This window comes from Mycobacteroides immunogenum, from assembly GCF_001605725.1.
Classification (GTDB): Bacteria; Actinomycetota; Actinomycetes; order Mycobacteriales; family Mycobacteriaceae; genus Mycobacterium; species Mycobacterium immunogenum.
On the sequence record NZ_CP011530.1, the window covers coordinates 2,314,558 to 2,338,168 of the forward strand.

The 23,611-nt window shown below is 65.3% G+C and carries 22 protein-coding genes and 1 pseudogene; 19 read left to right on the forward strand and 4 right to left on the reverse strand.

The features are described from left to right. The first annotated feature begins 129 nt into the window (after nucleotides 1-129). Genes ABG82_RS11475 through ABG82_RS11490 form a run of 4 tightly spaced genes read left to right on the forward strand, consistent with a single transcriptional unit; the run spans nucleotide 130 to nucleotide 4,574 of the window. Nucleotides 130-1,881: a thiamine pyrophosphate-binding protein gene (locus tag ABG82_RS11475; protein ID WP_078343459.1), complete on the forward strand. Its 1,752-nt coding sequence runs from the start codon at nucleotides 130-132 to the stop codon at nucleotides 1,879-1,881. Further along, nucleotides 1,868-2,527: an SRPBCC family protein gene (locus ABG82_RS11480; protein WP_162269254.1), complete on the forward strand. Its 660-nt coding sequence runs from the start codon at nucleotides 1,868-1,870 to the stop codon at nucleotides 2,525-2,527. Before ABG82_RS11475 ends, ABG82_RS11480 begins: the two co-directional genes overlap by 14 nt. Further along, nucleotides 2,524-3,537 carry a 3-oxoacyl-ACP synthase III family protein gene (locus tag ABG82_RS11485; RefSeq protein WP_043079116.1) on the forward strand — a complete coding sequence of 338 codons (1,014 nt, stop codon included), beginning with the start codon at nucleotides 2,524-2,526 and terminating at the stop codon, nucleotides 3,535-3,537. The genes ABG82_RS11480 and ABG82_RS11485 overlap by 4 nt, the downstream gene beginning before the upstream one ends. Continuing rightward, the gene (locus ABG82_RS11490; RefSeq protein WP_043079117.1) at nucleotides 3,534-4,574 is read left to right on the forward strand and encodes an aminotransferase class I/II-fold pyridoxal phosphate-dependent enzyme; all 1,041 of its coding nucleotides are present in this window, start codon (nucleotides 3,534-3,536) and stop codon (nucleotides 4,572-4,574) included. Before ABG82_RS11485 ends, ABG82_RS11490 begins: the two co-directional genes overlap by 4 nt. 78 nt (nucleotides 4,575-4,652) lie before the next feature. Here ABG82_RS11490 and ABG82_RS11495 read toward each other — a convergent pair whose 3' ends face one another. After that, nucleotides 4,653-5,477: a class I SAM-dependent methyltransferase gene (locus ABG82_RS11495; RefSeq protein WP_043079118.1), complete on the reverse strand. Its 825-nt coding sequence runs from the start codon at nucleotides 5,475-5,477 to the stop codon at nucleotides 4,653-4,655. Between the two features lie 92 nt (nucleotides 5,478-5,569). Between ABG82_RS11495 and dop the strand changes: the two genes are divergently transcribed. From dop to ABG82_RS11550, 11 genes are all read left to right on the forward strand, one after another. Beyond that, a complete protein-coding gene (gene dop, locus ABG82_RS11500; RefSeq protein ID WP_043079119.1) occupies nucleotides 5,570-7,066 on the forward strand; it encodes a depupylase/deamidase Dop in 1,497 nt (498 codons plus the stop codon). A 90-nt stretch (nucleotides 7,067-7,156) separates the two neighbouring features. Continuing rightward, a complete protein-coding gene (locus ABG82_RS11505; protein ID WP_005061283.1) occupies nucleotides 7,157-7,351 on the forward strand; it encodes a ubiquitin-like protein Pup in 195 nt (64 codons plus the stop codon). Next, the gene (gene prcB, locus ABG82_RS11510; RefSeq protein WP_078343458.1) at nucleotides 7,348-8,226 is read left to right on the forward strand and encodes a proteasome subunit beta; all 879 of its coding nucleotides are present in this window, start codon (nucleotides 7,348-7,350) and stop codon (nucleotides 8,224-8,226) included. Before ABG82_RS11505 ends, prcB begins: the two co-directional genes overlap by 4 nt. Continuing rightward, complete coding sequence (prcA, locus tag ABG82_RS11515; RefSeq protein WP_043079120.1) at nucleotides 8,223-9,005, forward strand: proteasome subunit alpha; 783 nt, start codon at nucleotides 8,223-8,225, stop codon at nucleotides 9,003-9,005. Before prcB ends, prcA begins: the two co-directional genes overlap by 4 nt. 5 nt (nucleotides 9,006-9,010) lie before the next feature. Next, nucleotides 9,011-9,655: a phosphatase PAP2 family protein gene (locus ABG82_RS11520; RefSeq protein WP_052511068.1), complete on the forward strand. Its 645-nt coding sequence runs from the start codon at nucleotides 9,011-9,013 to the stop codon at nucleotides 9,653-9,655. A gap of 74 nt (nucleotides 9,656-9,729) precedes the next feature. Further along, nucleotides 9,730-10,089 carry a hypothetical protein gene (locus tag ABG82_RS11525; protein WP_043079121.1) on the forward strand — a complete coding sequence of 120 codons (360 nt, stop codon included), beginning with the start codon at nucleotides 9,730-9,732 and terminating at the stop codon, nucleotides 10,087-10,089. Beyond that, the gene (locus ABG82_RS11530) at nucleotides 10,086-11,294 is read left to right on the forward strand and encodes a hypothetical protein (protein WP_043079122.1); all 1,209 of its coding nucleotides are present in this window, start codon (nucleotides 10,086-10,088) and stop codon (nucleotides 11,292-11,294) included. Before ABG82_RS11525 ends, ABG82_RS11530 begins: the two co-directional genes overlap by 4 nt. A gap of 125 nt (nucleotides 11,295-11,419) precedes the next feature. After that, nucleotides 11,420-12,277, forward strand: coding sequence for an ABC transporter permease (locus ABG82_RS11535; protein WP_043079123.1), 858 nt, complete (start codon nucleotides 11,420-11,422; stop codon nucleotides 12,275-12,277). Then, the gene (locus ABG82_RS11540) at nucleotides 12,274-13,302 is read left to right on the forward strand and encodes a taurine ABC transporter substrate-binding protein (RefSeq protein WP_043079124.1); all 1,029 of its coding nucleotides are present in this window, start codon (nucleotides 12,274-12,276) and stop codon (nucleotides 13,300-13,302) included. The genes ABG82_RS11535 and ABG82_RS11540 overlap by 4 nt, the downstream gene beginning before the upstream one ends. Next, nucleotides 13,286-14,095 carry an ABC transporter ATP-binding protein gene (locus ABG82_RS11545; protein ID WP_043079125.1) on the forward strand — a complete coding sequence of 270 codons (810 nt, stop codon included), beginning with the start codon at nucleotides 13,286-13,288 and terminating at the stop codon, nucleotides 14,093-14,095. The genes ABG82_RS11540 and ABG82_RS11545 overlap by 17 nt, the downstream gene beginning before the upstream one ends. Before the next feature lie 9 nt (nucleotides 14,096-14,104). Further along, on the forward strand, nucleotides 14,105-15,253 hold the full coding sequence (locus tag ABG82_RS11550) for a serine hydrolase domain-containing protein (RefSeq protein ID WP_043079126.1): 1,149 nt from the start codon (nucleotides 14,105-14,107) through the stop codon (nucleotides 15,251-15,253). Here ABG82_RS11550 and ABG82_RS28450 read toward each other — a convergent pair. The 3 genes from ABG82_RS28450 to ABG82_RS11565 all read right to left on the reverse strand — a co-directional run bounded on the left by ABG82_RS28450 (nucleotide 15,250) and on the right by ABG82_RS11565 (nucleotide 19,360). Continuing rightward, nucleotides 15,250-16,473, reverse strand: coding sequence for an ankyrin repeat domain-containing protein (locus tag ABG82_RS28450; protein ID WP_043079127.1), 1,224 nt, complete (start codon nucleotides 16,471-16,473; stop codon nucleotides 15,250-15,252). The two genes, ABG82_RS11550 and ABG82_RS28450, sit on opposite strands and share 4 nt — an antisense overlap. Nucleotides 16,474-16,612: 139 nt before the next feature. Beyond that, nucleotides 16,613-18,088 carry an amidase gene (locus ABG82_RS11560; protein ID WP_043079128.1) on the reverse strand — a complete coding sequence of 492 codons (1,476 nt, stop codon included), beginning with the start codon at nucleotides 18,086-18,088 and terminating at the stop codon, nucleotides 16,613-16,615. Between the two features lie 27 nt (nucleotides 18,089-18,115). Continuing rightward, a complete protein-coding gene (locus tag ABG82_RS11565) occupies nucleotides 18,116-19,360 on the reverse strand; it encodes a glycosyltransferase (protein WP_043079129.1) in 1,245 nt (414 codons plus the stop codon). Nucleotides 19,361-19,526: 166 nt separating this feature from the next. On the opposite strand from ABG82_RS11565, the gene pafA reads away from it, so the two are divergent. The 4 genes and pseudogenes from pafA to ABG82_RS11585 all read left to right on the forward strand — a co-directional run bounded on the left by pafA (nucleotide 19,527) and on the right by ABG82_RS11585 (nucleotide 23,607). Continuing rightward, the gene (pafA, locus tag ABG82_RS11570; protein ID WP_109475852.1) at nucleotides 19,527-20,885 is read left to right on the forward strand and encodes a Pup--protein ligase; all 1,359 of its coding nucleotides are present in this window, start codon (nucleotides 19,527-19,529) and stop codon (nucleotides 20,883-20,885) included. A 107-nt stretch (nucleotides 20,886-20,992) separates the two neighbouring features. Continuing rightward, nucleotides 20,993-21,598: pseudogene (locus ABG82_RS11575) on the forward strand (hypothetical protein). Nucleotides 21,599-21,661: 63 nt separating this feature from the next. Next, a complete protein-coding gene (locus ABG82_RS11580) occupies nucleotides 21,662-22,654 on the forward strand; it encodes a helix-turn-helix transcriptional regulator (RefSeq protein ID WP_043079131.1) in 993 nt (330 codons plus the stop codon). Next, on the forward strand, nucleotides 22,651-23,607 hold the full coding sequence (locus ABG82_RS11585; protein WP_043079132.1) for a helix-turn-helix transcriptional regulator: 957 nt from the start codon (nucleotides 22,651-22,653) through the stop codon (nucleotides 23,605-23,607). The genes ABG82_RS11580 and ABG82_RS11585 overlap by 4 nt, the downstream gene beginning before the upstream one ends. Nucleotides 23,608-23,611: the final 4 nt, after the last annotated feature.

The window sequence follows — 23,611 nt, forward strand, 5'->3', positions numbered from 1 at the left end:
GCTTTGACGTGCGCATCTTCAGGTAATCTGAAACTCGATTCATGTTGTGCCATCACATGATTGAGATAACTCGATCACTTTTTCTCTGAGATTGTTGAACCCGTCACGTGTGACAGTCGTGTACTAGTCATGACCAGCCCGACATGTGCCCGGAGCCGCGCGGACGGTGACCTGCCGTTCCGGGAGGGGAACCCAAGGGTTGTCGACTGGCTCGTCTCGGAGCTACGCAGGCACGCCGTCGACTTTGTGTTCGGTGTCGACGGTGCCAACATCGAGGATCTCTACGATGCCGTGCACTACACGCCAGGTATCGAAGCCGTCGTCGCCAAGCACGAATTCTCGGCGGGGACGATGGCCGATGGCTATGCGCGTGGAACCTCGCGGCTGAGTGTGGTGGCCACGACATCTGGCGGCGGCGCAGTCAATCTCGTTCCAGCGCTGGCTGAATCATATGCGAGTCGGGTGCCCGTGCTGGCGATCGTGGGTCAGCCGCCCCGGCCGCTGGAGGGCAACGGCGCATTTCAGGACGGCAGCGGGCGCGCGGGAAGTATGGATTTACAGGCGGTGTTCCGGCCCATATCCGGATACTGCGCGCGGGTGGAAAGCCCGGAAGAAATTGACGAGGCTCTCGGTCAGGCCTTGGCGGCTGTTCACGACGGGCTGCCTGCGGTTCTGTTGATCCCCAAGGATGTTCAGCAGGCGCGGTTGACGGCCGTACCGCAGCCGCGAGAGCCGCATCCCCCTTTGGGGGCGGCGCCTGCGCAGCTGGCCGACATCGCCGGGCAGCTGGCCGAAACGGCGGGCAGGATCTTGGTGGTGGCGGGCCCCGAGGTGGCCCGGCATAACGCGCGCGACGAATTATCCGATCTCCTGGACCGCCTTGACGCCTTTGTGGCTGTCTCTCCCGATGCTAAAGACGTTGTGGATAGCGAGAATCCGCGATTGCTCGGAGTCGTTGGGGTGATGGGTCACCCGGCCGTGGAACAGGTCTTGCGTCACGGTGTCACGTGCGTATGCGTCGGCACCAACATGCCCGTGATGACCCGGGGTGCAACTGACTTCTCGGCAATCCCGGTGCTCTCCATCGGCTCCACGCCGCCGTACATCGCGTCGCGGCACCTGCAGACCCACGATCTGGCGTCTACATTGACGGGCCTCGTAGCAGCTCTGGTGCCACGTTCGGATGTTGCCGACAGTGAAACACTCTATGCCCCGGCCCATCTGGAACCTCCTGTGTATGACGGTGACGGCGTGCGATACCGCGACGCCATGCAGGTCTTGGACCAGGCCATTCCCGTGGGTGCCGACATCTTCGTGGACGCGGGCAATACCGGTGCCGCGGCCGTGCATTACCTGGGTGCGCGGCCGCGTGGGCGCTACGTCGTCGCACTCGGCATGGGGGGTATGGGATATGCCTTCGGTGCGGGCATCGGTTGCGCCTTCGCGCGCGCCGGACGCACCGTGGTGATTGCCGGTGATGGCGCATTCTTCATGCACGGCATGGAGATTCATACGGCCATCGAGCATCGGCTGCCGGTGACGTTCGTCATCGTCAACAACAACGCACACGCTATGTGCGTCACGCGCGAACAGCTGTACTACGGAGGGAGCTACAGCTTCAACAGATTCGCGCCGTCACACATCGCATCCGGACTGGCCGCGATGTTCCCGGGCCTGGTGTGCCATTCGGCAGATACGGCGGCCGACTTCGGTGCCGCCATACATGCGGCAATGACTCACAACGGGCCGTCCGTGGTGGAGGTCGTGTGCGCCACCGACGAGGTACCACCGTTCGCCCCATTCCTGTCATCCGAAACCGCTAAGGAGAATACGAATGACCGACACGATTACCCAAACCGCGAAAGCCTTGCCCGCGCTTAGTGATATCACCGCGGATGCCGGCACCGAGACCGCGCTTCCCGGAGTGCACCGCATCGAGACCTCTCCACGGGAAAAGGCCACGCCGATCATCATGGACATGATGCGGTCGGTGTACCCGCACGATCAGGTTTTCGGCCCGTTCTGCACCGTCCAGGAGTACGTCGATTGCCCACCCGATGAACTGCACCGCTATCTGTCCGACACGCGGTGCCTGGAGGAGTGGACCTACAGCCTGCGCGGCTTCGAAGAGACCGATGAACCCGGGCTGTGGGTTGCGCATGATCGCCTGGGGTCTGACACGCTGATCTACACCCGTACCGAGTCGAACGCCGAATCCGGAACCGTCGACTACCACTGTGCGTGGGATCAGGGCGACCACCTGTGGATGATCTACCTCATGCGGGTGGTTGACGCGCAGGTCGTACTCAACAAGCCGGGCTCCGTGGTGCTGTGGACAAACTGTCACCATCCGTTCTACGACGACAATCCCTATCCGGAAACAGCTCCACCACAACGCAAGCCGTGGGTGGGCGACTTCTGGGACATGTTCGGCGCGGGGCACATGTTGGAGCTGCTCAACCTCAAGGCCATTGCTGAATACCGCCACAGCCATGGGCTGCCGATTGTTCCGGAGTGGATGAAATGACCGTCAGCATCTTTGATGTATCCAGCTACCTTCCGCAGAATCGGGTCGGCGCAGACTACTTCGCGCAGTACGCCAAGGATGACGATCTGGCCGAGAATGTGATGTTCCGCAGCCCGGCATACCGGCATCATGTGGCGCACGACGAGACCGCGGTCGACATGGCCGAGCGCGCCGTCGCCGGGCTCAAGGAGCGCCATGGAGAAGCTGTGCTCGATGACGTCGACATCCTGCTGACGCATACCCAATTGCCTGATCTGCCGTTCGTGGGCTGCGGTGGGGAAGTGGCGAACCGGTTGCAGATTCGTCCCGAGTGGATTCTGGATGTGCACAACGGTGGTTGCGTGTCATTTGTGTTGATGCTCAAGCTGGTTCAACAGATGATGGACTCCTCGAACGCGCGCTCGGCACTGATCATGAACATGCAGAACGCGGCAGGGCAGATCTTTGTGCAAGAGCAAGTGCGCTCTACCGCCCAGGCATCGATCCCGGGAGACGGCGCCACTGCGACACTGATCACCCGGGACGGGGGATCGCCGGTCCTAGGCATCGAGACCCGGAACTTCGGCGAATACGCCGGCGACATGACCTACGCGGTAACGCCGCATCGCAAATACTGGGAATCAGGCTCCGGGCAGGGGCGAGTGGCCTTCACCGAACACAAGATCAGCAAGGTGTTGGCGCGGGGCAACCGCATGGTGCCGGAGGTGGCGCTGGCCGTCTGCGATCGAATTGGAGTTCCCTCAACAGATCTCGATGTTCTGGTGACCAATCAGCCCAACCGGATATTTCTGCGCAACTGGCGTGACGCCTTGCAGCTGCCCAAGGACAAGCACCCCGACACCTTTGATGAGTGTGGGAATCTCTTCGGAGTGGGTATCCCACATACACTCGATGCGGCGATTTCCGAGGGCCAGGTGCGAGCAGGCGACACCGTGATGCTGGCCGGATTCGCCCACGCCGGCGACTACGCGGCCGCGGCGGCGGTCCGCTGGGGAGGCCGAGGTCAATGACAGTGAGCCCGCTTCGGTTGGCGTTGAACGAAAACCCCTACCGTCCACTGCCCTCGGTTCGCGACGCGCTCCGGCATGACATCGCGGAGGTGAATCGCTACCCCGAGTTTCTGCCGGTGGTGCTTCCGAGACTGATCGCGGAACGGGTGGGTATGACGCCGGAGGAAGTGGTGGTGGGCGTCGGTGCCACCGGGGTTGCGCTTCAGGTTCTGCAGGCGCTGTGCCGGCCGGGAGATTCGCTGGTCTTCGCGCACCCAACATTTGACGGCTATCCGATACTGGCCGATATCGCCGGGCTCATTCAAGTACCGATTCCACTGGCGGACAACGGTATGACCGACCTTGACGAACTGCTCGGGGCGGCGTACGACGCCGATGCCGCCGCAGTGGTGCTGTGCCGGCCGCACAATCCGACAGGAACGTTGATACCCGCCGAACAGGTCTATGAGTTTGTGCGCCAGGCGCCACCGACCAGCGTCGTCATTCTGGACGAGGCCTATATCGAATTCGTGGATCCTGATGAGCATCTGGATATCCCCCGCCTGCTGCGGGCGCACTCGAACCTGGTGGTACTGCGTACCTTTTCGAAGGCGTATGGGCTGGCCGGGCTGCGTATCGGATATGGGCTGGCCGCACCCACGGTCTGTGGTGTCATCCGCCGGTACCAACTCCCGTTCGGCATGAATCGTGCGGCCGCGGTGGCTGTGGCAGCGTCGTACGCGGCGGAAGACGAGCTGCGATTGCGGGTCGATTCGATTGTCTACGAACGTGATCAGCTGCGGGAGCGGCTCGCGCAGATGGGCGCACATATCCCGGAGTCGCATGCCAACTTCGTGTACTTGCCGGCCCGCGGCGACGGCGAGCCCTGGATGTCGAAATTGGGAACCGGCGATGTCGTGGCCAAGGAATACCCCGATGGCGGAGTCCGTCTTACCGTCGGCGACCCGCGCGAAATGGCAATAGTCGCGCGACGTTTGTTGGACGTCGGCGAGATAGGTGAAAGCGCAGCGTCTCAGTTGAGTAGACCTGCGTCATAGACAGGTTGGCCGCGGCGATCCGTCCCCCCGATTGCCGGCCCCGAAACGGCAAGGACCGCCGCGGCCAACCCCCACTTCTCAGAACGCGTAGCGGTGATACTGGGCCATGTAGCGGAGGGTCGCCGACAGCGACATCGCCTTGGCCAGAAGTCGATACGCGGTCTTGGTCTGTTGGAAGGACTCCGCGTCGAACGGTGACTCCCATTCGAGCAGTTGCAGCTTCGGTATGGCGTGAATGAGGTCCTCGGGGCTGTCTATGCCCCAGTACAGCGTCGCTCCCGAACGCCGGACCACAGCATTGGACCACTGTGTCTTGATGCCGAATTTGTTGAACGCGTCGAATTGCAATTCCCCATAGGGAAAGTGATCGACGATTCGGCGAAACAGCGCGATTCCGTCGTCCTGCTTGAGATACATCGTGAGTCCTTCACCGATCGCTAGCACCGGGCGGCCGTCGGCGATGTTCGCGAGCCACCCGGGATCGGTGACCGACGCGGAAACCACGTGATAGTGATCGTGTGTCGGGTAAAGCTGACTGCGGAGTGCGGCCACGTCGGGGTAATCGACGTCGTACCACTCGACCCCGGGACCGGGATTCAACCGGAAGTAGCGACCGTCCAGACCGCAACCCAGATGCAGCACAACGGCCTCGGCGTGCCTGGTCAAAAACGCGCGGGCCCAATCGTCGAAATGCGCGGAGCGGGTGGTGACAGCTGGGGACCTGCCGGCGGTGATGGTGGTCTTGGACCAGTCATAGTCGATGCGACGGGCGATGTCGCGGGCCATCTGATCGCCCAGGATCGGTTCAGGCAACTCGGCGTCGAGCGCCTTGGCGTAGAACGTCGCCAACATGGTCTGCGGTGCTCCGCTGAGGTCGACATGAATCTTCTCGGGGTGGCTCATAAACGCGACGCTAACGCCGATTTCGGGGCACGCAGAGCACTCTGAACAGTCCCCGGCGTGGTGTTCAGCACCGCCTCTCTAGGCTGAACACCATGCAACGGATCATCGGTACCGAGGTTGAATACGGCATTTCGTCGCCCACGGACCCTTCCGCCAACCCGATCCTCACGTCGACGCAGGCGGTGCTGGCGTATGCCGCGGCATCAGGGATCCAGCGCGCCAAGCGCACCCGCTGGGACTATGAGGTGGAGTCGCCGCTGCGCGATGCCCGCGGATTCGATCTGGGACGCACCACCGGCCCGGCACCGATCGTCGACGCCGACGAGGTCGGGGCGGCCAACATGATCCTCACCAACGGGGCCCGGTTGTACGTCGATCACGCCCACCCGGAGTACTCGGCACCCGAGTGCACCAATCCCTTGGACGCCGTCATCTGGGACAAGGCCGGTGAGCGCGTCATGGAGGCGGCCGCCCGCCACGTCGCCAGCGTGCCTGGGGCGGCACGTTTGCAGCTGTACAAGAACAATATCGACGGCAAGGGCGCCTCGTACGGCACCCACGAGAACTACCTGATGGACCGGCAGACACCGTTCTCGTCGATCATCAGCGGACTGACCCCGTTCTTCGTATCGCGTCAGGTGGTCACCGGTTCCGGCCGGGTGGGCATCGGACCCTCCGGCGACGATTCGGGCTTCCAACTTTCGCAGCGTGCGGACTACATCGAGGTCGAGGTCGGACTGGAGACCACGCTCAAGCGGGGCATCATCAACACTCGCGACGAGCCGCACGCGGACGCCGACAAGTATCGCCGGCTACACGTCATCATCGGCGACGCCAACCTCGCCGAGACCTCGACGTTCCTGAAGGTCGGCACCACCTCGCTGGTGCTCGACCTGATCGAGTCCGGCGCTGACCTGTCGGACCTGGCGCTGGCCCGCCCTGTGCATGCGGTGCACGTGATCAGCCGGGACCCCTCGCTGCGGGCCACCGTCGCGCTCGCCGACGGTCGCGAGCTGACCGGTCTTGCGCTGCAACGGATTTACCTGGATCGGGTGGCCGAGCTGGTGGCGTCTCGCGACCCGGATCCGCAGGCCGACCAGGTGTTGCAGGTGTGGGCCAAGGTGCTCGACCTGTTGGAGCGCGACCCGATGGAATGCGCGGACCTGCTGGACTGGCCTGCCAAGCTGCGATTGCTGGAGGGTTTCCGGCAGCGCGAAAACCTGAGCTGGTCGGCGCCGCGCCTGCACCTGGTCGACCTGCAGTACTCCGATGTCCGCCTGGACAAGGGGCTCTACAACCGGCTTGTCGCCCGCGGTTCCATGCAGCGGATGGTGACCGAGCAGCAGGTGCTGGACGCGGTGACCCGGCCTCCGTCGGACACCCGGGCCTACTTCCGCGGCGAGTGCCTGCGCAAGTTCGGTGCGGATATAGCCGCCGCGAGCTGGGACTCGGTGATCTTCGACCTGGGTGGGGATTCGCTTGTCAGGATTCCAACCCTGGAGCCGCTGCGCGGAAGCCGCAGTCATGTGGGCGCGCTGCTCGATTCCGTCGATTCGGCCGCTGAACTGGTCGATCAGCTCACCACATAACCCGACGGGCGACGCACACGCGTGAAACGTCACCGCGTCGGCGTTGCCCGGTAGGCTGAACAGAACCGACCTATGAGTCAGGAGGCAGCGATGGCGCAGGAACAGACCAAGCGCGGTGGTGGCGGAGACGATGACGACGTCACCGATCTAGGGGGACCCGCCGGGCAGGAGCGCCGCGAAAAGCTGGCGGAGGACACTGACGATCTGCTCGATGAGATCGACGACGTGCTGGAAGAGAACGCCGAGGACTTCGTGCGGGCATACGTCCAAAAGGGCGGCCAGTGATCTGGCGCGACGACTCGATCGCACGTCAGCCCGCCGGACAGCACTTCCGCAATTCGCACCTTTCCTCGTTCTCGGAATACCTGAGGGTCCAGGCCCCAGAACTGCTTCCGGCGCTCGGAAAGGCGTCCAGTGACGTGATTGGGAATCTGCCGCATGGGACCACCATCGTCGCGCTGAACTACCGTGGCGGAGTCCTGATCGCCGGTGACCGACGTGCGACGCAGGGCAATTACATCGCCAACCGCGATATCGACAAGGTGCAGATCACCGATAACTATTCGGCCACCGGGATTGCCGGGACCGCGGCGATTGCCGTGGAGTTCGCCCGGCTGTACGCCGTAGAGCTGGAGCATTACGAGAAGCTCGAGGGCGTGCCGCTGACGTTCAACGGTAAGGCCAACAGGCTTTCGGCGCTGGTACGCGGCAACCTGGCCGCGGCCATGCAGGGTCTGGTGGCAGTGCCGCTGTTGGTGGGTTACGACATCGATGACCCCAACGGCGAAACCGCCGGACGCATCGTGTCTTTCGACGTGGCCGGCGGCTGGCACGTGGAGAGCGACGGCTACCAGGCGGTGGGCTCGGGCTCGATGTTCGCCAAGTCATCCATCAAGAAGCTGTACAAGCCCGGTGGGAACGCACTCAACGCATTGTCGGTGGCGGTGGAGTCGCTCTACGACGCCGCTGACGACGATTCGGCAACGGGCGGACCGGATTTGGTGCGCCGGGTGTTCCCAACAGCTGTCCGGATCGATTCCGGGGGAGCGGTTCGCGTCCCGGAGGCCGACATCGAACGTATCGCGCGCGAGGTCATCGAGAAGCGCACCGAGGCTGCACGTGCCGAATCAGAATTGCGTGAATCGGGAGGTGACTCATGACCTTTCCGTACTACGCCTCGGTCGAGCAGCTCATGCGCGACCGTTCGGAGCTGGCGCGCAAGGGAATCAGCCGCGGTCGTTCGGTGGTGGCGCTGACGTACGTCGACGGCGTGCTGTTCGTCGCCGAGAACCCGTCGAACTCACTGCAGAAAGTCAGCGAGGTCTACGACCGGGTGGGTTTCGCGGCCGTTGGCAAGTTCAACGAGTTCGACAGGCTGCGGCGAGGCGGCATTCAGTGGGCCGATATGCGCGGCTACGCGTACGACCGCCGCGACGTGAGCGGGCGGCAGCTGGCCAACATCTACGCTGAAGCGCTCGGCACCATCTTCAACGAGCAGGCCAAGCCCTACGAGGTGGAGCTGTGCGTCGGCGAGGTGGCCCATTACGGCCGCGACACCGAGCCGGTGCTCTATCGGATCACCTATGACGGGTCGATCGCCGATGAGCCGCACTGGGTGGTCATGGGCGGTAACACCGAGCCCGTGATCAACTCGCTGAAGGAAAGCTACGTCGAGAGCGCCACGCTCAGGGATGCGGTCGGCTTCGCGGTGAAGGCTTTGCAGGCCGGTACGGCCGGCACCAACGGCTCCGAAGGCCGGGCTCTGGGCGGACTCGAGATCGCGGTACTGGAGCAGAGCCGGCCGCGCCGGGCGTTCCGGCGGATCAAGGGTGCCGCGCTGGACGCGTTGTTGCCCGACGACTTCTCACCGGGGCAGACCGAGGGTGGCGGCGATCCCGCGCCCGAACCGGGTGATCCTAAGGACTCCAAGGACAGCTAGCGTTCGTGCTGTCGGTTCGGCAATGGCCGGTGATCACCGGCGCGTTTCTCACGGTCCTTTTTGTGGTGCTCGCGTGCGTCGCGCATGCCGCACACGCCGGTACGGCCGTTGATCACTCGGTACTGAATTTCATGCTGAGCCAGCGCCGGGAGTGGCTGACGCCCGTCGCTGTGTTCATCACGGACGTGGTGGGACCCGACGGCATGTGGCCGCTCGGATTGATCGCCGGGGCAGTGCTGTGGTGGCGGTGGCGTCGACCGCTACCCGCGCTGGTGATTTTCGGAACCCTGATGACCACCAGAATCGCGATCTCGCTGACCAAACACCTCGTGGGCACCGAGCGCCCACCGCATGGCGTCCGGTTGGTGGCCGAACAGTCGCCGTCGTATCCATCCGGGCATTCGGTGACGACGATCTCGGTGCTGGGGGTGCTCGCGGTGATCCTCGGACACGGCCGCAGCCGGACCGTTCGGATCTGGTTGTGGGTGGCGGCAGCGGTCGGCACGGTTGCGGTCGCGCTCACGCGGCTGTATCTGGGTGTGCATTGGCTCTCCGATGTGACCGGGGGTGCACTGCTGGGTGGCCTGATCGTGGTGGTGGCGGGGTGGTGGTACGTGCGATACACCGCCCCACCGTTATCCACAGCCTGAAATCGGCGGAACCGGATGCGTGTGGATGTGGTCCTACCTGCTAACAAACCCGTTTAGCCCAGGTAGGAGCCGTCATGCCCGATGCGGAACCGGACACGTATATCGATCTCGCGACGCTGCGGCTCGCCGACGGCACGTGCGAAGAGCTGGCCACGCGCTGCGAGCTGTTGCGCAGCGCATTCGCGGGGATGATCGCGCACCTGGGCACCTTCGCGCCCGTCAATCACGCCATCTTCGGCGATTGCGAGGAAGGCCGAGGGTGGCGCCGGGTCGTTCACGATGCCGTCCACGCGCCGTCGGGATCACTTGTCGCCGTCCTCGAACAGCACCGATCGGTGCTGACCGAGTTCGCCGAGACCTTTCGCCGCATCGGCGACGCCTACGTGGAAGCCGATGCGTGCGCCGCGGACAACTCGCAGGAGGCGATGAGATGACCGCGACCGTACGTCCCGATGAGTGGCACAGCGACAAGTGGAGCCACGAGTCGATCATGGATATGCAGGCACGACTGGCGCCACAGGACATCAAACGCCTCGCCGGGGAATGGAAAGACACTCTCGGGACACTGGATTCGTTATTCGCGACCTTTCTTGCGGATGTGACGGTCACGATCGAGGACGGTTGGAGCGGTCCCGGCGCACGGGCGGCGCTGGGCACCATGCGTGCCTACGTCGAAAACTCACGCGCGGCCCTAGACAAGGCCTACACGCTGTCTTCCGGCCTCGATGTGCTGGCCCAGGCCACGGGCGAACTGCAAGAACAGATCTCACCCCCGCCCGTGCCGGTCCTGGCCCACAAATTGGGCGACATCCCGCGCTGGGGTACTCCGTTCGCCGAGCAGTTGAGCCTGTGGCAGCAGGCCCAGGCGCAGGTGCAAACCGTATACAGCACCCCGGCCATACAGGCCGGCAACGCGGTTGCCGAGCTGACGGGTCCCCGAGAACGGCTCCGCTTCGGCGCCGGGCCTGAGGCGATCGCGGCCGAGTCGGAGCCAGAGCGACATCCCGACGAACAAGCCGAGCGGGCCGGGGAATTTCTGGCGCGCTGGGGACTGGGCGAGCAAGAGCCGAATCCACAGACGGCGCCCCAGGGCGCTGCGGCTATACCGTCGTCGATACCGCTCACCGTGACGGGAATTCCGGGGAAACCGTTCCCGGGCATGGGTTCTGGGATGGGATCAGCGCCCGTCGCAGGGTACGGCGACCTCGGTGAAGACGACGTCTACGCCGACCAGAACTGGATGCGTGATCCGCTTTGGCGTGAGGGGCCCACCCATAGCGCCGGGTACGAATCGGCACCGCCCACCCCACGGGGGACGTTGTCACCCGATCGATTGCCGGCGTTTGGTCCCGGACAAGCCGGACAAGCCGTGACAAGCGTGGGAGGTCTGGGCGGTGGGGTGGGGAGTCGGTCGCTGGGCGCCCTGATGCCGATGATGGGTGCGTATCCGCCGCAGGCAACCCAGCGGCGGGGCGATGAGAACGAGCACTTCAGCCCGCCGTATCTGGTGAATGCCGACAACACCCGAGAACTGCTCGGCGACCTGCCCAAGGCGTCGGCCCCGGTCATCGGCCTGTGGGACAGCGACTGCGCGGACGAGTTCGACCCACCACCGCGGCGGGGGTTTCGTTCGCGCTGAGCCGGACCCTTGAGACGGTGGGTTTGCGCGGGTATCAATACCAGGTGCCTTCGACACTATCTGCTGATTGCTGCTGTTATCTGACGCCGTTCCCTAGCGCCTAGTCACAGAAAGTTCTCCGCATAGTGTCTGTTTTCGTCGACATCGTCCCCGACGAGTCACCCGCCCCAGAAGCCGCTGCTAGTCCGTCGCAGTGGCGCATCCGGTTGACGCGGGCCGCCCTCCCGCTGCTTTCCGTGATCGTGTTCATCGGCATCTGGCAGCTGGCGGCCGCCAGTGGGATCTGGAACCAGACCTTCGTGCCGTACCCGAGCAGCGTGTGGCACGCGTTTATCGAGGTATCCACCAATCACGACGGCGTGCATGGGTACGGCGGCTATCTTTTGGCCGAGCACCTGTATATGACATTGCGGCGCTTGCTGTTCGGCGTTCTGATCGGCGTCACCGCCGGCGTGCTGCTCGGCCTGCTGATGGGATCGGTCGGTTGGGTGCGCAGCGTCCTGGAGCCGTGGCTGACTTTCCTGCGCACGTTGCCACCGCTGGCCTACTTCTTCCTGTTGGTGATCTGGCTGGGCATCGACGAGGCCCCCAAGATCACCCTGCTCGCGCTGGCAGCACTGCCGCCCGCAGCCGTCGCGACCACGGCGGCAGTGGTGGCGGCACCGGTTGGGCTGGTGGAGGCGGCCCGCGCGCTGGGTGCGTCGCGGTGGCAGGTGACCCGTGACGTGGTGATCCCCGCAGCACTGCCCGAGACGTTCACCGGGGTGCGGCTCGCGGTGGGCATGGCCTACTCGTCGGTGGTCGCCGCGGAACTCTTCAACGGCATACCCGGCGTCGGTGGGCTGGTCAAGGATGCTAGTAACTACAACAACACGCCCGTGGTGCTGGTCGGGATCTTCTCCATCGGGATCTCAGGACTGGTCATCGATGCCGCCCTGCGCGCGGTCGAGCGCCGCGCGGTGCCGTGGCGGGGAAAGATATGAGGTTGGGTCGCCTCGCGGCCACGCTCGCGGTGGCGATCGTGGCGTTGTCGGGCTGCGCGATCGATCACTCCGGTCTGGACAGCAGTAAGCCGACCATCCGGATCGGTTACCAGAACTTCCCCAGCGGTGACCTTGTGGTCAAGCAAAACCGTTGGCTGGAAACGGCGTTGCCGGAATACAACATCAAGTGGACCCGGTTCGACTCGGGTGCCGACATCAACACCGCCTTCATCGCCCGGGAGCTCGATTTCGGGGCGCTGGGATCGAGCCCCTTCGCGCGGGGGCTCTCGGCGCCCCTGAACATTCCGTACCGGGTGGCCTTCGTCCTTGACGTGGCCGGTGACAATGAGGCGCTGGTGGCCAGCAATCACAGTGGCGTGACGACGATCGCGGGGCTCAAGGGTAAACGTGTCGGGACCCCATTCGCCTCCACCGCGCACTACAGTCTGCTGTCCGCGCTGGCCCAGAACGGCTTGTCGGCGAACGATGTTCGTCTCGTAGACCTGCAACCGCAGGCCGCGCTGGCCGCCTTCGACCGCGGCGACGTGGATGCCGTCTACACCTGGCTACCTACTGTCGACCAGGTGCGGAAGAACGGCAAGGATCTGATCACCAGCCGCCAGCTGGCGGCCGACGGCAGACCCACCCTGGATCTGGCCGTGGTGGCCAATGCGTTCGCCGATACGCGTCCCGATGTGGTCGATGCGTGGCGCAGGCAGCAGGCGCGGGCAGTCCGGCTCATCCACGATGATCCGAGCACGGCGGCCAAGGCGATCGCCGCCGAAAACGGGCTCACCCCGCAGGAGGTGGCCGATCAGCTCAAGCAGGGTATCTACCTGACTCCGGAGGAGATCGGGTCGGCGAAATGGCTTGGTGAACAAGGTAAGCCGGGGCACATCGCGGTAGATCTGCAGAGCGCTTCGCAGTTCCTGGCCGATCAGAAACAGATACCGGCTGCGGCGCCGCTTTCGACATTCGAGAATGCTGTCTACACGAAGGGTCTACCCGATGTCATTGGTCGATGAAGTGGACTCCGCCGTCCAGGCACGCGATACCGGATCGATTCGGATCAGCGGGGTCACCCACAGCTATGGCAGCGGCGCGGCCAAGACCACAGCACTGGGCCCGGTGGACCTGACCGTCGAGCCGGGCACATTCCTCGTCCTGGTGGGAGCCTCCGGCTGCGGCAAGAGCACCTTGCTGCGGCTGTTGGCCGGGTTCGAATCGCCCAGCGAAGGGGCCGTGCACGTGGCCGGTGGGGTGCCGACACCGGGCATCACCTCCGGTGTGGTGTTCCAGCAGCCCCGGCTGTTTCCGTGGCGCACCGTGGGAGGCAATGTCGAGCTCGCGTTGAAGTACGCAAAGGTTCCGCGCGAGCGGTGGGCACAGCGGCGGGATCAGTTGCTCGCCCGTGTCGGTCTGGAAGGTACTGCGGGGCGCCGTATCTGGGAGATCAGCGGTGGCCAACAGCAACGGGTCGCGATTGCTCGTGCGCTCGCCGCGGAGACGCCGCTGTTTCTTCTGGACGAGCCGTTCGCCGCGCTTGACGCCCTTACCCGTGAGCGTCTGCAAGAGGATGTCCGCCAGGTCAGCGCCGAGTCGGGCCGCACGACGGTATTCGTCACGCATAGCGCCGACGAAGCCGCCTTTCTCGGATCGCGCATCGTGGTACTGACCCGCCGGCCGGGGCAGGTCGCACTGGACATTCCCGTGGAACTGCCCAGGACCGGCATCGATCCCGACGATCTACGGCGTTCCCCCGAATACGCCGAACTGCGTACCGAAGTGGGTCGTGCGGTGAAGGCCGCGGCTGCCTAGAGTTGCCCCATGGGTAGCGATTCCACACTCGCCGAACGGCTTGACGAGGTCTTCGGGGCCGCACTGCGGGAGCGCCGGGTCGTGGGCGCTGTGGCGGTTGTCGCCCGAGACGGCGAGATCCAGTACCGCCGCGCCCATGGGCTCGCGGATCGTGAGGAATCCGTGCCGATGCGGGCGGACACGCTGTTCCGGCTCGCCTCGGTGACCAAGCCGATCGTCACTCTCGCGGTTCTGCGGCTGGTCGGTGATGAGGTCATCCGGCTCGATGATCCCGTCACGCGCTGGCTGCCCGACTTCACACCGAGTCTTGCGGACGGCACCACGCCGGACCTGACCATTCATCACTTGCTCACCCACACAGCAGGTTTGAGTTATGGATTGCTGGAAGAGCCCGAATCGCCATTCCACGCACTGGGCATATCTGACGGTATCGATGTGGTCGATTTCGATCTGCGGGAGAACCTGCGGCGACTGGCAGCGGCACCGCTGCAGTTCCCGCCGGGCAGTGCCTGGCGGTACTCCTTGGCACTCGACGTGCTGGGTGCGGTGGTGGAGAACGCGACCGGTCTGCCCCTGGACCGGGCCGTCGAGAAGCTGGTCGCCTCCCCGCTCGGCATGCGTGAATCGGGTTTCGTGGCCCGCGATCTGACCCGCTTTGCGGTGCCCTACGCCAATGGCGAACCCGAACCGTTCCGGATCGCCGAAAACGCCAGTGTGCCTCTGCCGGAGGGGATCGGTGTCGCGGTGCGTTTCGGTCCATCGCGGGTGGTGCGCCCGGAGGCGTATCCCTCGGGTGGCGCCGGGATGTACGGCACCGCTGATGATGTACTGCTCCTGCTGGAAGCGATCCGTGCCGGAGACGGCTTCCTGGCAGACGGCCTGCGCACGTTGATGCGGACCGATCATGTGGGACCACAGGCTCAAACCCGAGGACCGGGTTGGGGATTCGGCTACGGCGGCGCCGTATTGTCCGATCCGGACGCTGCCGACAGCCCCCAGGGCGCGGGCACAATCGGCTGGGGTGGAGTTTATGGGCACAGCTGGTTTGTGGATGCCGCCCACGGATTGTCCGTGCTGCTCCTGACGAACACGGCCTACGAGGGCATGACGGGTGCGCTGACCGTCGAGGTACGGGACGCGGTGTACGCCGCGGACTAGCCGCCGGTACGGCTGCGCAGTAGTTCCGCAGCCGCGAGCTGATAGGCGTGCTCGGCCCATTCCAGTGGTGTTGACCCATAACGTAAATCGGTGACCGTGGGATCGGCCCCGGCGTCCAGCAGCCGACCGATCAGTGCCAGGTCGCCCGCCCAGGCGGCCTCGTGCAGCGCAGTAGCTCCGTCCTCGTCGCGGGCGTTGACGTCGACGGGAAAGGTGCGGGGCACCAGAGTCGCTCCTGCGGTGTCGATCCCGTGGCGAGCGAGCAGATCCAGCCGCTCGGCGAATCCGTGGGCGGCGGCCCAGTCGATCTGCCGCTGCCACATCTGCTGGCGGCTCTCCATGGCCTCACCCAGGCGGCGCTCCCATGGGCTCGGGCCGGCATCGGCCAAGCCGTGGGCGAAGAGCAGCTCGAGATGAGAATTGTCGGGCCGGAACATCCGGTTGTAGAGGGTCTGCTGATCCACCGGGTGGGCACCGTGTCGCAGCAACAAGGTGGCCAGTTCCTCGGCGAACGGGTGACGTGGCTGGCGTCCTGGCCCCTGCTCGCCCTCGCCGAACACTCCGGTCAGCGCTGTGAAGGGAGTGGACATCCCACACCAGAGGTATCCCGAATTGGGGTCGGCACCGGCATCCAGCAGTATGCGTGCCGCAGCCAATGTGTCACTCAGGGTGCGGCCCAACGGTGCGCGGCTGTAGCACAGGTACATCAGTGGAAGCCATTGGTACGGACCACCGGCGGTCGCCGCGAGGTGCGGGTGGACGGCGAGGTGCCGTGCGAGCGCGGCTGGGTCGGCCGCGGCAGCGGCCGCCCAGATGTGTCCTTGCACCAGCGCCGGATCCGCGGTGACGAGGTCTGCCGCCGCCTGCCAGCGTGGTGGTGCGTCGTCCTCGCGGTACCGCAATGAGGAAAGGGCACAGAATCGATCGGCCGCGGCCAGGCCGGATTCAGGTACCGCGCCCGGATCGGTGCTCAGCTCGGCGGCCAGGTTCAGATAGTGCACAAGCGCGGGCCAGCCGGTGAATCCGTAGCGCCTGGCCATCGTCAACTGGGCATCGTGCAATGCGAACCGCTGACCCGCCAAGGCGAGATCGGGACGCGGATGGTGTTGGCGCACCGTCTCGAATGCTTCGGGACGGGCCGCGCGCACCGCGCGCTGCAGGGCGCGCGCGTCATCGCGAATGCGATCCAACGACGGATTGGTGGGAAGGGTGCTGGCCATGACGGCCTCCTCTCGTGAACCCGATGTCCGCGAGGCCGGGCGAGAAGAGGTCGGTAACCAGTTCAAGGAAGGCAGGGAGGCTGAGCCTCTTCGGGCGGACACCGGGCGCTCCTGCACGCCCGGCGTCCAGACTACCGCGCTAGAGGGTGGGGCGCCGGTGTGCCCATGGCTCGGTCGCCTCGAGCTGAGCGGCCAGCCGAATGAGCAGCGATTCGCCGCCGAGCGGGGCGACAAACTGCACGCCGAGCGGCAGGCCCTTCGGGGTCTGATACAACGGCAGTGAAATCGCGGGGCGTCCAGTGAGATTCGCTAACTGGGTATAGGGAACCCAGCCGAGGTTGTCGTTGATCATGCTGTCGACGATGTTCGCGTACTTGAGCACCCGGGCGGTCTTGGTGCGCAGCAGCAGATCCGACACGGCGGCCACCGGCGCCGGCAGGTCGAACTCGCCGATCCGCGGTGGAGCCTTGGCGAGGGTCGGGGTGAGCAGCAGGTCGTAGCTGTCGAAGAACGTCGCCAGCTCTCGCACATAGTCATGCCGGCGCTCCACTGCCGCAACATAATCGGGACCACTTGTGGTACGTCCCAGTGCCGCGATGAGTAGTGTGTCGCGCTCGAATCCCTCGTCGCCGGCACCGGTCAGCTTCTTGGTGTAGTCCACCTCGTAGGCGGCGTTCACGAACCACGTCAGCAGAAAATCGCGGGCGAGTTGGCCGTCGTCGTATGGGGCGCTCACCTCCTCCACCTCGTGGCCCAGGTGGGTCAACAGGCGGACCGCCGACTCCACAGCGGCCACCGCGGCCGGATCGGGGTTCGGGGTGATCACCGTCGGGATGCGTACTCCGATCCTGAGCTTGCCCGGATCGCGGCCGACCTGCGACGCATACGAATCCTTGGGAATCGCAGGCAGATACGGCGATGTGGACTCGGGTCCGGCGATGACGTCGAGCATGGCCGCGGTATCGCGGACGGTACGCGAGACGGTGCCGTTGACCGCCGCGCCGTGCATGGGCTCGCCTGCCGTTGGGCCCATGGGCGTGATACCCCGGCCAGGCTTGAGACCGACCAAACCGCAACATCCGGCGGGGATCCGGATCGAGCCACCGCCATCGCTGGCGCCGGCCACCGGCACGATCCCGGCGGCGACCGCGGCGGCGGAGCCGCCCGAGGAGCCGCCCGGTGTGCGACTCACATCCCACGGATTACGGCTCGCCCCAAAGAGTTCCGGCTCGGTGATGCCTTTGGAGCCGAACTCGGGGGTGTTGGTCTTGCCGAAGATGACCAGGCCGGCGTCGAGCCAGCGCCGCACGATGGTGGAGTGCTCCGGCGCGGGCAGGGCGGACAGCGCCCGGCATCCACCCGACGTCGGGTGGCCCTGGTAGTCCTGGCCCAGATCCTTGATGAGGAACGGCACACCGGCGAATGGCCCCGTCAGATCACCCTCGGCCTGCTGGTCGGCTTCGGGGATGGTTCGGACTATCGCGTTGATCTCGCTATTGACCTCTGCCGCGCGAGCGCGGGCGGCGGCGAGCAGCTCGGCGGGGGTGACCTGCTTGGTGGCGACCAGTTCGGCTAGGCCGGTGGCGTCGTATTGGGAGTAGTCGGAGAAATCCACCCGACCAGCCTATGCGGCTCTACCGGGTCAAGCGTTGGCCTTCTGCAACACATCGTTGTAGATGGCGACGATCTTCTCGGTCTGCAGTGATTGCCGGGGCTCATCCTGATGTGCGGCCACCACCTCCGTCATCTGCCGCAGTTTGGCGCGGTCATCGGCCAGGACGCGGATGGCCTTCGCGATCGCCTCGACGGATTCGTTCTCGGTAACCAGCCCGCCGCCCTCGGGCACCGATTCGCCGAGGATCTCGTCGCAGAAGATGACCGGAGTCGACATCGAAATCGCCTCCAGCAGAACCAGTCCCTGGGTGTCGAAACCGTACGAGGTGAACAGCAGCGCGCTGCTCGCTCCCATCGCCGCCAGGCAGCTGTCCTGACTGACCCGCCCGCGTAGCCGGATGCGGTTGGAGGCGCCGTGCGAATCGACGTACTTCTTGATGGCGCCTTCAAGGTGGCCGTCGCCGTAGATGTCCATGACACAGTTCGTGACCTGGGTGGCGGCCTGTACGGCCTCCAACACGCGCTTCTCGGGAGAGAGTCGTCCGCACCAGATCAACCGCAGCGGCTCGTCATCGGTGGGCTTGTCGTCCGCGGCCTCGCGGGCGATGTCCACTAGCTCGTCGTCAACGCCGTTGGACACCACCGAAACGGGCCGGCGCAGACCGCGGTCGGTGAGGGCCTGCGCGAAATGCGTCGTCGGGGTGATCTCGTGGTCCACCGCCTGCGCCTGCGCCATCATCAGCTGCCAGGCCCGCCGCGATGCCGCGGATTCCTGCACCGTCGTCAGGTGGAAATCCTTGGGCAGGTGGCGCTCCTGCATCTGGCTGAAAATCCAGGCCAGCAACAGCGGATTGGGGCTGGCCTTTTCGAAGTACACGTCGTACCGGGTGTGCTTGGTCTGTACCACCGGGATGCCGTTGCGGCGCGCGGCCTCCACGCCGGCGATGCAGACACCCAAGTCGCCCTGGCTGTGGATGATGTCGATGGGCCCACGGGCACGCAGCTCCCGATCGATCAGTTCGCGGTTCGCCGCTCCCGGCCACACGAAGGTGAAGTCGTCGTGCTTGCCCAGTTTGCGCATGGCCTCGGCGACGAACGGCACCGGCTTGACCTCGACCACGTTCGGGTCCGGGTCGACGGTGTGCGCCAGCGGTGCGGTGAACACCGTCACCTTGTGTCCCAGCCGTTCCAGCCCGTGACGTTGCCGGGCCACCGAGATCTGCGCCCCGCCCAGGCTCTCGGGGTGAAGATCGGTGAACAGCGCTATATGCATCGTCGAAACCTGTCGTTGTGTGCCAATACGGCGCGGACGGAACCGGGCCCAACCCGTTCCGAACCGTATCGGATCGCCGCTGATGCTGCTGAGATACCCAGACAGAAGGGGCCGAGAAAGGCCAGCCTCCCCGCTGTAGGTGGCGTCACCCAGTAGGCTCGATGGTGTGCAACGTCGAATTATGGGGATCGAGACGGAGTTCGGCGTTACGTGCACATTCCACGGCCACCGGCGACTGAGTCCCGACGAGGTCGCCCGCTACCTGTTCCGCCGTGTGGTGTCCTGGGGCCGCAGCTCCAACGTCTTTCTGCGTAATGGCGCCCGGCTCTACCTCGACGTGGGCAGTCACCCCGAATACGCCACCGCCGAATGCGACAGCCTGGTGCAGCTGGTCACGCACGACCGCGCCGGGGAGCGCGTTTTGGAAGACCTGCTCATCGACGCCGAGCAACGCCTGTCCGACGAGGGCATCGGCGGTGACATCTACCTGTTCAAGAACAACACCGACTCCGCGGGCAATTCGTACGGCTGCCACGAGAACTACCTGATCGTGCGAGCGGGGGAGTTCTCCCGGATCTCCGACGTGCTGCTGCCGTTCCTGGTCACGCGCCAGCTGATCTGTGGCGCGGGCAAGGTGTTGCAAACCCCCAAGGCGGCGACGTACTGCTTATCGCAACGTGCCGAACACATTTGGGAAGGCGTGTCCTCGGCGACCACCCGCAGCCGTCCCATCATCAACACACGTGACGAACCACATGCCGACGCCGAGAAGTACCGGCGTCTGCACGTCATCGTCGGTGACTCCAACATGTCGGAGGCAACCACCATGCTCAAGGTGGGTACCGCGGCGCTGGTGCTGGAGATGATCGAGTCGGGGGTCGCGTTCCGCGACTTCTCGTTGGACAATCCGATCAGGGCGATCCGCGAGGTCAGCCACGATCTCACCGGTCGCCGTCCCGTCCGGCTCGCCGGTGGCCGTCAGGCCAGCGCCCTGGACATCCAGCGCGAGTACCACGCGCGGGCCGTGGAACACCTCAACACCAGGGAGCCCAACGAGCAGATCGAGCAGGTCGTCGAGCTCTGGGGCCGCACGCTTGATGCCGTTGAAAGCCAAGATTTCTCGAAGGTCGACACCGAGATCGACTGGGTGATCAAGCGCAAGCTGTTCCAGCGCTACCAGGACCGCTACAACATGGAGCTGTCCGATCCCAAGATCGCCCAGCTGGACCTGGCCTATCACGACATCAAGCGGGGCCGGGGCGTCTTCGATCTGCTGCAGCGCAAAGGCCTGGCCGCCCGCGTCACCACCGACGAGGAGATCAAGGCCGCTGTCGATCAGCCGCCGCAGACCACCCGGGCCAAACTGCGCGGTGACTTCATCACCGCCGCCCAAGAGGCCGGCCGCGATTTCACGGTGGACTGGGTGCACCTCAAGCTCAACGACCAGGCGCAGCGCACGGTGTTGTGCAAGGACCCGTTCCGGTCCGTCGACGAGCGGGTGGAACGCCTCATCGCCAGCATGTAGTCCGCCCCACCGCCCGTCGAGAGCTGCTTTTTGCAGGCATCTACCCGTACTTTCGCTGCGAAACGTCGATCTCGAGTTATGTCGGTGCCGCCGTGCAGCATGCACACATGCAGCGCTTTTATCGGCCCATCTTTCGTGGCGTCTATCTCCCGAAATCCGCCGAACCGACCCTGCGGGACAGGACCGTGGCGGCGTGGCTGGCCTTGGGACGCCGGGGAGTGGTCGCGGGCTTGGCGGCCTCGAGTCTGCATGGCGCTAGCTGGGTCGATCCCGACGTGCCGATCGAATTGGTCAGTGTGAAATGCCGCAGGCAAGAGGGCCTCATCGCCCGGCATGAGCGCATCGGCGCCGATGAGGTCACCCGCATGCGGGTGTACCGGTGACAAACCGGGTGCGCACCGCGTTCGATCTGGGCCGCTATCAGCCGCGTGCCCGGGCCATGGGGTGTCTGGACGCGCTGATGCGAAACCAGGTTTTCGCGCTCGACGGGGTTGCCGGACTGTCGGAGCGTTATCCGAAGGTGCGCGGTGTGCGGCGTCAAAGACCTGGCACGACTGCGCATGCTCGAGGAGCGTGGCTGGATCGTCATCCGCGTCATCGCCGAAGAATTGCCCGGTGCATGGATCGCGCGGACGATCGCTGCGCTGCGGAGCCGGGGCTGTCGCATCGAGATCGACGAAATGCAGCGATCTACTCGACCTTTCGCTGCGTAACGCAGCTCTCGGTGTTCGCGCGTCCTCTCGAACAAACTTTCGCCGTCCTCTAAGCTTTCCGCCGTGGCGATCTCCAAAGTCGAGCGGTTGATGAACCTGGTGATCTGCCTGCTGTCCACCCGCACCTACGTCACCGCTGAACGAATCCGCACCTCGGTCGCCGGTTACTCGGACTCGCCGAGCGACGAGGCGTTCAGCCGGATGTTCGAGCGCGACAAGAACGAGCTGCGCGACCTGGGCATCCCGCTGGAGACGGGAAAGGTGTCCTCTTTCGACGCGACCGAGGGCTACCGGATTCGCCGGGACGCCTACGAACTGTCCGATATCACCCTGACCGCCGACGAGTCCGCCGCCGTCGCCGTGGCCACCCAGTTGTGGCAGTCACCCGAACTGGTCACCGCCGCACAGGGCGCACTGATGAAACTGCGTGCCGCGGGCGTCGACGTCGATCCCGCCGCCGAGAATGTTTCGGTGGCCGCCCCGGCTGCCATGCCGGGTGGCCGGGGTTCGGAATCGGTGTTGCGGGTTCTGTTGTCCGCCATCGACTCCGGTCAGGCGGTGCGGTTCGGGCATCGGCCTTCGCGTACCGAGCCCTACGTCACCCGCACCGTCGAGCCGTGGGGTGTGGTTACCGATCGTGGCCGCTGGTATCTGGTCGGACACGATCGGGATCGGGGCGCCACCCGGACCTTTCGGTTGTCGCGCATCGGGGAGGACGTCACCAAACTCGATAAACCGGGGACGGTCCGCCGCCCGGACGGCGCCGATCTGCGTGCCATCGTCGCCGCGGCGGTGGGCGACGGTCCGGTGCGGATCACCGCGCGGGTGTGGATCGCCGAGGGCCGTGCCCAGGAGCTGCGCCGCATGGGTGCCGTCGTCGAACCCCGCCGATTGGGAGAACGTGACGGGGATGTCGTAGAGATCGAGGTCGCTTCACCGGATCGGCTGGTTCGGTCCATTGCCTCCCACGGTGCCGACGCGGTGGCGCTGGAACCGGCGCAGGTGCGTGACGAGGTAGTGGCCCGACTTCAGGAGCAGGCAGGAGTCATCGCATGACGGAGCTGTCGAACAGGCTCACGCGGCTGCTGAACATGGTTCCGTACTTCCAGGCCAATCCCGGCATCAGTGCCGCCGAGGCCGCCGCGGATCTGGGCGTGACCACCAAACAACTGATGGCTGACCTGAACCAGCTGTGGATGTGCGGACTGCCCGGCTACGGTCCCGGAGATCTCATCGATCTTTCCTTTTCCGAGGAGAGCATCGAGGTCACCTTCTCGGCGGGCATCGACCGTCCGCTGCGCCTGACCTCGCCCGAGGCGACCGCATTGTTGGTCGCGTTGCGTGCGCTGCTGGACATGCCCGGCACCGTGGACCCCGAGGCCGCGCGCAGTGCCATCGCCAAGATCGAGGACGCTGTGGGTGCGGCCCCGACCGACGGCGCACCCGCACCGCTATCGGCCCCCGTCGAATCTGAGGCGGTGACCGCGGTGCGCTCGGCGGTGCGCAAGGGGCAGGCGCTGCGCATCGAGTACTACTCGGCGTCGCGAGACACGTTGTCGGAGCGGATCGTCGACCCGATCCGGATCGCCGTGGTGGGGGACCACAGCTATCTGGAGGCCTGGTGCCGCGCCTCGGAGGGCGTGCGGCTGTTCCGATTCGACCGGATCGAGCAGGCCGAGGTTCTCGACCAGCGTGCGGCGCCTCCGGAGCCCGCGGTCCAGACCGCCACCGACACCGGTCTCTTCGAGGCGGACCCCTCGCTGCCGGCGGCAACCGTGCTCGTCGGTCCGAGCGCGTCCTGGGTTTTCGATTATTTCCCGATGCGTCCGACCGGGGTTCAGCATCCCGATGGATCGCTGGAGGCCGCCATGACCTACGCCTCCGAAGACTGGATGGCCCGTCTGGTCCTCGGTTTCGGATCGGCCATCCGGGTGCTGGCACCGGAATCGCTGGCGCTGCGGGTACGCGCCGATGCGGTCGCGGCGCTGGCGGCGTATCAGGCCAGCTGACCGC

Coding starts and splice junctions, on each gene's coding strand:
- ABG82_RS11475 (WP_078343459.1), top strand. CDS start 130: ATGACCAGCCCGACATGTGCCCGGAGCCGCGCGGACGGTGACCTGCCG.
- ABG82_RS11485 (WP_043079116.1), top strand. CDS start 2,524: ATGACCGTCAGCATCTTTGATGTATCCAGCTACCTTCCGCAGAATCGG.
- ABG82_RS11490 (WP_043079117.1), top strand. CDS start 3,534: ATGACAGTGAGCCCGCTTCGGTTGGCGTTGAACGAAAACCCCTACCGT.
- ABG82_RS11495 (WP_043079118.1), bottom strand. CDS start 5,477: ATGAGCCACCCCGAGAAGATTCATGTCGACCTCAGCGGAGCACCGCAG.
- dop (WP_043079119.1), top strand. CDS start 5,570: ATGCAACGGATCATCGGTACCGAGGTTGAATACGGCATTTCGTCGCCC.
- ABG82_RS11505 (WP_005061283.1), top strand. CDS start 7,157: ATGGCGCAGGAACAGACCAAGCGCGGTGGTGGCGGAGACGATGACGAC.
- prcA (WP_043079120.1), top strand. CDS start 8,223: ATGACCTTTCCGTACTACGCCTCGGTCGAGCAGCTCATGCGCGACCGT.
- ABG82_RS11525 (WP_043079121.1), top strand. CDS start 9,730: ATGCCCGATGCGGAACCGGACACGTATATCGATCTCGCGACGCTGCGG.
- ABG82_RS11530 (WP_043079122.1), top strand. CDS start 10,086: ATGACCGCGACCGTACGTCCCGATGAGTGGCACAGCGACAAGTGGAGC.
- ABG82_RS11540 (WP_043079124.1), top strand. CDS start 12,274: ATGAGGTTGGGTCGCCTCGCGGCCACGCTCGCGGTGGCGATCGTGGCG.
- ABG82_RS11545 (WP_043079125.1), top strand. CDS start 13,286: ATGTCATTGGTCGATGAAGTGGACTCCGCCGTCCAGGCACGCGATACC.
- ABG82_RS11550 (WP_043079126.1), top strand. CDS start 14,105: ATGGGTAGCGATTCCACACTCGCCGAACGGCTTGACGAGGTCTTCGGG.
- ABG82_RS28450 (WP_043079127.1), bottom strand. CDS start 16,473: ATGGCCAGCACCCTTCCCACCAATCCGTCGTTGGATCGCATTCGCGAT.
- ABG82_RS11565 (WP_043079129.1), bottom strand. CDS start 19,360: ATGCATATAGCGCTGTTCACCGATCTTCACCCCGAGAGCCTGGGCGGG.
- ABG82_RS11585 (WP_043079132.1), top strand. CDS start 22,651: ATGACGGAGCTGTCGAACAGGCTCACGCGGCTGCTGAACATGGTTCCG.